Annotated in this window: 6 protein-coding genes; 3 read left to right on the top strand and 3 right to left on the bottom strand. The window is 74.9% G+C overall.

The genetic code is table 11. The features are described 5' to 3' along the window. Positions 1 to 30: 30 nt before the first annotated feature. From QWY29_RS19265 to QWY29_RS19255, 3 genes are all read right to left on the bottom strand, one after another. Entirely contained in the window at positions 31 to 321 is a 291-nt protein-coding gene (locus QWY29_RS19265; protein ID WP_154611873.1) for a DUF4193 domain-containing protein, read from the bottom strand. 120 nt (positions 322 to 441) lie between these two features. Further along, positions 442 to 1,287: an inositol monophosphatase family protein gene (locus QWY29_RS19260; protein WP_300962834.1), complete on the bottom strand. Its 846-nt coding sequence runs from the start codon at positions 1,285 to 1,287 to the stop codon at positions 442 to 444. Further along, positions 1,284 to 2,465 (bottom strand): ferrochelatase, encoded by a 1,182-nt coding sequence (locus tag QWY29_RS19255; RefSeq protein ID WP_300962833.1) that lies wholly within the window; start codon positions 2,463 to 2,465, stop codon positions 1,284 to 1,286. Before QWY29_RS19255 ends, QWY29_RS19260 begins: the two co-directional genes overlap by 4 nt. A 78-nt stretch (positions 2,466 to 2,543) precedes the next feature. Between QWY29_RS19255 and QWY29_RS19250 the strand changes: the two genes are divergently transcribed. The 3 genes from QWY29_RS19250 to QWY29_RS19240 all read left to right on the top strand — a co-directional run bounded on the left by QWY29_RS19250 (position 2,544) and on the right by QWY29_RS19240 (position 6,772). Next, positions 2,544 to 3,734, top strand: coding sequence for an MFS transporter (locus QWY29_RS19250; RefSeq protein ID WP_300962832.1), 1,191 nt, complete (start codon positions 2,544 to 2,546; stop codon positions 3,732 to 3,734). 9 nt (positions 3,735 to 3,743) lie between these two features. Next, on the top strand, positions 3,744 to 5,045 hold the full coding sequence (locus QWY29_RS19245; protein WP_300962831.1) for a D-arabinono-1,4-lactone oxidase: 1,302 nt from the start codon (positions 3,744 to 3,746) through the stop codon (positions 5,043 to 5,045). Positions 5,046 to 5,119: 74 nt separating this feature from the next. Then, on the top strand, positions 5,120 to 6,772 hold the full coding sequence (locus QWY29_RS19240; RefSeq protein ID WP_300962830.1) for a matrixin family metalloprotease: 1,653 nt from the start codon (positions 5,120 to 5,122) through the stop codon (positions 6,770 to 6,772). Positions 6,773 to 6,791 lie beyond the last annotated feature (19 nt).

Here is a 6,791-nt window from a genome sequence, read left to right as displayed (position 1 = left end):
CCGGTCGCGGGCCTCTTGCGTGCGGGCGCGTCACACGCAGTCGCGGCAGATCATCTTCTTCTCGTCTGCCAGCTGGCTGCGGTGGTGGACCAGGAAGCAGCTCATGCAGGTGAACTCGTCGTCCTGCTTGGGCTTCACCTCGACGGCGAGCTCCTCGTGCGAGAGGTCCGCGCCGGGCAGCTCGAAGGACTCAGCCGCCTCCGCCTCGTCCTCGTCGACCTTCCCGGAGTTCTTGTCGTGGCGACGCGCCTTGAGCTCCTCGATGGACTCCTCGGACTGCTCTTCCTCGTTCTTGCGCGGTGCGTCGTAGTCCGTCGCCATGCGTCGCTCACTCCCCTCGGGCTCGATGTGCCACCAACGGCGCGCCAGATTGTGCACCATCGGCCGGCGGTTGCCCACACCGGGCGGTGTGGCGTGTCCGGAACGTCGCCGTCAGGTGCCCTATTCCCCCGCCCCGTATCCCGCGTCGAGCACCGCCGCGAGGAGCTCGTCGAAGCCGTGGGCCGGGGCGGCGACAAGCAGGTCGCGGCCCCCGACACCGGTCAGCAGCCGGGTGCGGGCGCCGGCCGCGCGGGCCACCAGGCCGCCGGCGGCGTGGTCCCACAGGTGCACGCCCTCCTCGACGTAGCCGTCGACCAGTCCCTCCGCCACGTGGCACAGGTCCAGCGCGCACGAGCCGAGCCGCCGCACGTCGCGGACGCGGGGCAGGAACCGCACGAGCGCCTGCGCCTGGAGCGCCCGCAGGTCGCTGTCGTAGGAGAAGCCGGTCGCCACCAGCCGCCGCCCCAGCGGGGTCGGCCCCGCCACGGAGAGGGGTACGCCGTCGCGCGTCGCGGTCGCGCGGCCGTCGGCGCCGACGTGGGCGGCGTACTCGACCCCGGTCGCGGCGTTGACGACCACGCCGGCGACGACCTCGGCCCCGTCGGCCGAGGTGACCTCGGCGGCGACGGAGACGGCGTACTGCGGGATGCCGTAGAGGAAGTTGACCGTGCCGTCGATGGGGTCGACGACCCAGCGCACCCCGGAGGTGCCGGCGACGTCGTCGCCCTCCTCGCCCAGCACGGCGTCGTCGGGGCGGCGCTCGCGCAGCATCGCCCGGATCAGCGCCTCGCTGGCGCGGTCGGCCTCGGTGACCACGTCGACGTCGCTCGACTTCGTGGCCGCGACCCCGACGCCGCGGGCGGCGTACCCCCGCACCACCTCGACGGCGGCGCGGGCCACCTCGAGCGCGACACCGAGCAGCGCCTCCCCGGACGGCTGCGCGGCCGTCGCCTCGGGCGCGGTCACTGGTCAATCGGCTCGCGCTCGCCGGTCAGCGTCGGCACGGCGCCGCGCGGGTTGGCGCAGCACCCGACCGGGCAGCGGTCCCACATCGGGCCGGTGGCGCCGAGCGCGGGGCGCTCGACGGGCTCGCCGCGCTCGGCCGCGGCCCGCTCGAGCACCAGGTCGCGGACGGCGCGGACGAAGCGCGGGTCGGTGCCGGCGGTGCCGGCCCGGCGGGCGGGGAGGCCGAGCTCCTCGGCGGTGGCCATCGCCTCGGTGTCGAGGTCGTAGATGACCTCCATGTGGTCGGAGACGAACCCGACCGGGACCATGACGACCGCGGACGCGCCCTGCTCCTTCAGCGCCGCCAGGTGGTCGTTGACGTCGGGCTCCAGCCACGGGATGTGCGGGGCGCCGGAGCGGGAGCAGTAGACGAGCTCGTGCGGGTGCTCGCGGCCGGTCTCCTCGCGCACGCGGTCGGCGATGACGCCGGCGACGTCGAGGTGCTGGCGGACGTAGGCGCCACCGCCCTGCTCGGGCGGGCCGCTGGCGTCGTTCATCTGGGTGGGGATCGAGTGGGTGACGAAGGCGAGGTGGGCGCCGTCGCGCACGTCGTCGGGCAGATCGGCCAGCGCGGCGAGGGTCGCGTCGACGACCGGCTCCACGAAGCCGGGGTGGTTGAAGTAGTGGCGCAGCTTGTCCAGCTTCGGCGCCGGTGCTCCCTCGGGGAGGCCGTCGACGGCGGCGAAGAGGTTCTCGCGGTACTGCCGGCAGCTCGACCACGACGAGTAGGCGCTGGTCATGAAGCAGGCCGCGCGCTGCACGCCGTCGGCGGCCATCTGCGCGAGCGTGTCGGTCAGGTAGGGGTCCCAGTTGCGGTTGCCCCAGTAGACCGGCAGGTCGACGCCCGCCGCGGCCAGGTCGGCGCGCAGGTCCGCCAGGAACGCGCGGTTCTGGTCGTTGATCGGCGACTTGCCGCCGAAGAGGTAGTAGTGCTCGCCGACCTGCTCCAGGCGCTCGCGCGGGATGCCCCGGCCGCGGGTGACGTTCTCCAGGAACGGCACGACGTCGTCCGGTCCCTCCGGGCCGCCGAAGGAGACGAGCAGGAGCGCGTCGTACGGGCTCGTGTCGGGCGTGGTCCCGACGGTGTTCTCGGGCGTGGTTTCGGCGGTGGTTTCGGCGGCGGGACCGGGGCTGGACATGGCCTCATCGTAGGGAGCGCGGCCAACGCGACCGCGATTGGTCGCGGCCTCTCGCGCGGATCTAGGTTGACCCCCGCCATGACCGCCCTCGCCGCCTACCGCCGGGTCCTCGCGCACCCCGGCGCGGCCCTCTTCAGCGCGACCGGGCTGGTCGCCCGGCTGCCCATCTCGATGGTCGGCCTGGGCATCGTGCTACTCGTGGAGTCCTCGACGGGCTCCTACGGCGTCGCGGGCGCGGTGTCGGCGGCGTACATGGTCGCCAACGCGGTGCTCGCGATCGTCCAGGGCCGCCTGCTGGACGCGCTCGGCCAGGGCCGGGTGCTGGCGACCGCGAGCGTGGTCTTCGGCGTCGCGATGGTCGCGCTGGTGACCTCGGTGCAGGCCGGCTGGCCGCTGGCGGCGACCTACGTCGCGGCCGCCTTCGCCGGCGGCTCGCTGCCGCAGATCGGCTCGTGCGTGCGGACCCGCTGGTCCTACGTGCTCGAGGCCCCGGCCGACAAGCAGACGGCGTACGCGCTCGAGGCCGTCGCCGACGAGGCCGTCTTCATCCTCGGCCCGATCCTCGTCACCCTGCTGGCGACGACGGTCCACCCGGTCGCGGGGCTCGCGGTCGCGATCGTGGCCGGCGTGACCGGCAGCCTCGCCTTCGCGGCGCAGCGTGCCACCGAGCCGCCGCCGCACCGCCACGACCGCAGCACCGGCGTCCGGCCGCCGCTCCCCTGGCGCACGATCATCCCGCTCGCGGTCGGCAGCGCGGCCCTCGGCGTGCTGTTCGGCGCCGCGGAGGTCACCACGGTCGCCTTCGCCGAGGAGCAGGGCAACGAGGCGTACGCCGGTGGGCTGCTCGCCCTGTGGGCGCTGGGCAGCCTGGTGGCCGGCTTCGTCACCGGCGCCGTGTCGTGGAAGCGCGGACCCGCCGTCCGGGTGCGCTGGGGCGCGGCCGCGATGGCCTGCGCGATGGCGCCGCTGTTCCTGGTCGACTCGGTCTGGGTGATGGGCCTGGTGCTCCTCGCCGGCGGCCTCGCGATCGCCCCCACGCTGGTGGCGACGATGTCGCTGACCGAGCAGGTCGTCCCGTCCAGCCGACTGACCGAGGGCATGGCGATCATGCAGACCGGCCTGGTCGCCGGTGTCGCGCCGGGCGCGACCATCAGCGGCTTCGTCGTCGACCACTCCGGCGCCTCCGCCGCCTACCTGGTCAGCCTCGCCGCCGGCCTCGTCGCGGCGCTGGCGGCCCAGACGCTGCCGCGCGACACCACCCCCCGCTAGGTTCGCCCCGTGGAGTGGAGCAACTGGTCGGGGCTGGAGCACGCCCGCCCGAGCCGCGTCGTGCGGCCCGGCGACACGGCGGGCATCGTGGCGGAGGTCGAGCGGGCGCGGGAGCGTCGCAGCACGGTGAAGATGGTCGGCACCGGCCACTCCTTCACCGGGATCGCCGCCCCCGAGCAGACGATGCTCGTGCCCTCCGGGATGGCCGGGATCGTGTCGGTCGACCGCGAGGCGATGACCGTCACCGCACTGGCCGGCACCCGCCTCCAGGACCTCAACGAGGGGCTCGAGCGGCTCGGGCTGAGCCTGCACAACATGGGCGACATCGCCGAGCAGACCCTCGCGGGCGCGGTGTCGACCGGCACCCACGGCACGGGCGGCATCGCCGGCGGGCTGGCCGCCCAGCTGGCCGGCCTGGAGATGGTGACCGGCACCGGCGAGGTGCTGCGGGTCACCGCCGACGACGACCCCGGGCTGCTCGACCTCGCGCGGGTCGGGCTGGGCGCGCTCGGGGTGCTGACCACGCTGACGTTCAAGGTCGAGCCGCTCTTCCTGCTGGAGGCCCGCGAGGAGCCGATGGCGTGGGACACCGCGCTGGCGACGTACGACGAGATGACGGCCGGCAGCCACCACGTCGACCTCTACTGGTTCCCCCACACCGACCGGACGATGGTCAAGCGCAACGACCGCCTGGCCGCCGACGTCTCCGAGGCCGAGCCGCTGCCGCGGTGGCGCTCCTGGCTCGACGACGACTTCCTCTCCAACACCTTCTTCGGCGCGCTCAACCTCGCCACCAACCGGGTGCCGGCCGTCATCCCCCGGCTCAACCAGGTCAGCGCCCGCGCCCTGACCGCGCGCACCTACAGCGACGTCGCGCACCGCGTCTTCACCTCGCCGCGCCTGGTGGTCTTCCGCGAGATGGAGTACGCCGTCCCCCGCGAGGTCGGCCTGGAGGTGCTGCGCGAGTGCCGCCGCGTCATCGACGCCTCCGACGTGCGGATCACCTTCCCGGTCGAGGTGCGCTCGACGCCGGCCGACGACGTGGCGCTGTCGACCGCGTCGGGCCGCGACTCGTTCTACCTCGCCTTCCACACCCACCGCGACGCCGAGCACCGGCGGTACTTCGGCCTCGTCGAGCCGGTGCTGCGCGCCGCCGGCGGCCGTCCGCACTGGGGCAAGGTCCACACGCTGGGCGCCGACGACCTCGCCGAGCGCTACCCCCGCTTCGAGGACTTCCTGGCGCTGCGCGACCGGCTCGACCCCGACCGCGTCTTCGCCAACGCCTACCTCCGGCGCGTGCTCGGCGCCTGAGGCCGTCCCCCGATCTTGGGGATCTCGAGCCTCCTCCCGGCGACCCGACGGGCTGCCGGACGCACCATCGGCGGATGAGGTCGCGCAACGGGGGTCGTGGAGCCGGCACGTCGAGGGCGGGGCGAGGTCGCGTCGGGCCGGCCGGGTTGCTCGGCCTGGCGGTCGCCGTCTGCCTGGTCGCGGGCGGCGCCGGTCCGGTCACGGCCGCGCCCACCCGCACCCAGGCGCCGCCGAGCGCCTCCGCCGCGGTGGACCGACCGGTCGTGGACCGGATCGACCTGGCCGACGACGCGGTCGTGCCAGCCGCGACCGGCGCCCTGCAGCGCTGGAAGCCGCGCCGCTGGCCGGGCCGCACCATCCGCTACCACGAGACCCTGCCGGCGAAGTGGGACTGGAGCCTCGACCGCGCCGTCGAGCGCTGGAACCGCTCCGGCGGCAACATCCGGTTCGTCGAGGTCCCCCGCTCGAAGGCGCGGCTGACCATCGGGTACGGCGACACCGGCGGCGCGGACGGCGTCGGCACGCTCGGCTACCAACGGAACAACTACGTCCACCTCGCCCCGTCCTACAAGCAGGCCGACGCCCTCCGCGCGGAGACCCGGGTCTGGGTCGGCCGGCTGCTGGCGCACGAGCTCGGGCACGTGCTCGGCTTCGACCACACCGGCGGCCGGTGCTCGCTGATGTACCCGTTCTTCGACATGGGCGGCTGCCCGCTGCTGTCGCCCACGCCGGGCGCCTACGAGTGCCGGTGGATCGACAAGCCGCTGCTGCGCCGCTTCGTCGCGTGGTATGGCGGCCGCGCGCGCCTCGCCCCGCGCCGCTGCCTCATCGAGCCGCTGCCGGCGCCGCTGGAGGACGTGGCCTTCTCGGGCGGCCAGCCAGCCGACGGTCCGGTGCGGATCACCTGGCGACCGGTCTCCAGCGCCCGGCCCGGCACGAAGGTGTTCGTCACCGTCTGGGAGGCGCCGACCTGCGGGAAGCAGCCGCGGAGCTGGGACCTCCGCGTGGGGCTCGCGCCGTCGGTGGGCGCGTGGAGCGACCCGCGCTACGGCACGGGGGCGTGGTGCTACGGCGTCGAGGTGGCCAACCGGTACGGCGGCGCCCGTTCCGGCGGCGTCCGCCGGATCGAGCGGTGGGCGCACGTCCCGCCCGCGCCTGCTGTCGGCACCCCGACCTGGGTGCCGGCGCGGTCGGCGTTCCGCGTCTCCTGGACGCCACCCGACCCGGGCACGCGCCTGGAGGTGGTGCGGGGCGACGGGTCCGGCGCCTGCCCCGTGTCGATCGAGGACGGCTGGGGCGAGACGCTCGAGCAGGACGGGCCGTCCACGTGGCTGGTCCCGTCGTGGTCCGCCTCGGAGTGCGTCGCATTCGTCGCCGTCACGAGCTGGGGCGCGGTCGGTCCCGCGACCACCGTCACCCTCACCGTGCCGCCGCCGACCGTCCGTCCCACGGTCGGCGAGCTGACCTACGACCCGGACGCCGGCACCGCGAGCGTGGCGGTGGACCTGGCCGAGGACGCCGGCAGGCTGGGGATCCAGGTGCTTCCCGGGTCGTGCCCGGCCACCGCGCCGGCGGACGCGACCTGGTCCGACGGCTTCGCGAACGGCGACGGCACCTGGACCGTCTACCCGGCCGCCACCGAAGCGCCGAGCTGCGTCCTCTTCGCGGCCCTCGACGACTTCGGACGGCCCGGGCCGGTGGTCCAGCGCGAGCTCGTCGTCCCCTGAGGTCGGCGCACCCGCCGAT

It is taken from the genome of Nocardioides abyssi (assembly GCF_030412915.1).
Lineage (GTDB): Bacteria > Actinomycetota > Actinomycetes > Propionibacteriales > Nocardioidaceae > Nocardioides > Nocardioides abyssi.
Note: the sequence above shows the minus strand (reverse complement) of the source record. Positions and strands in the feature narration are given on the sequence as shown.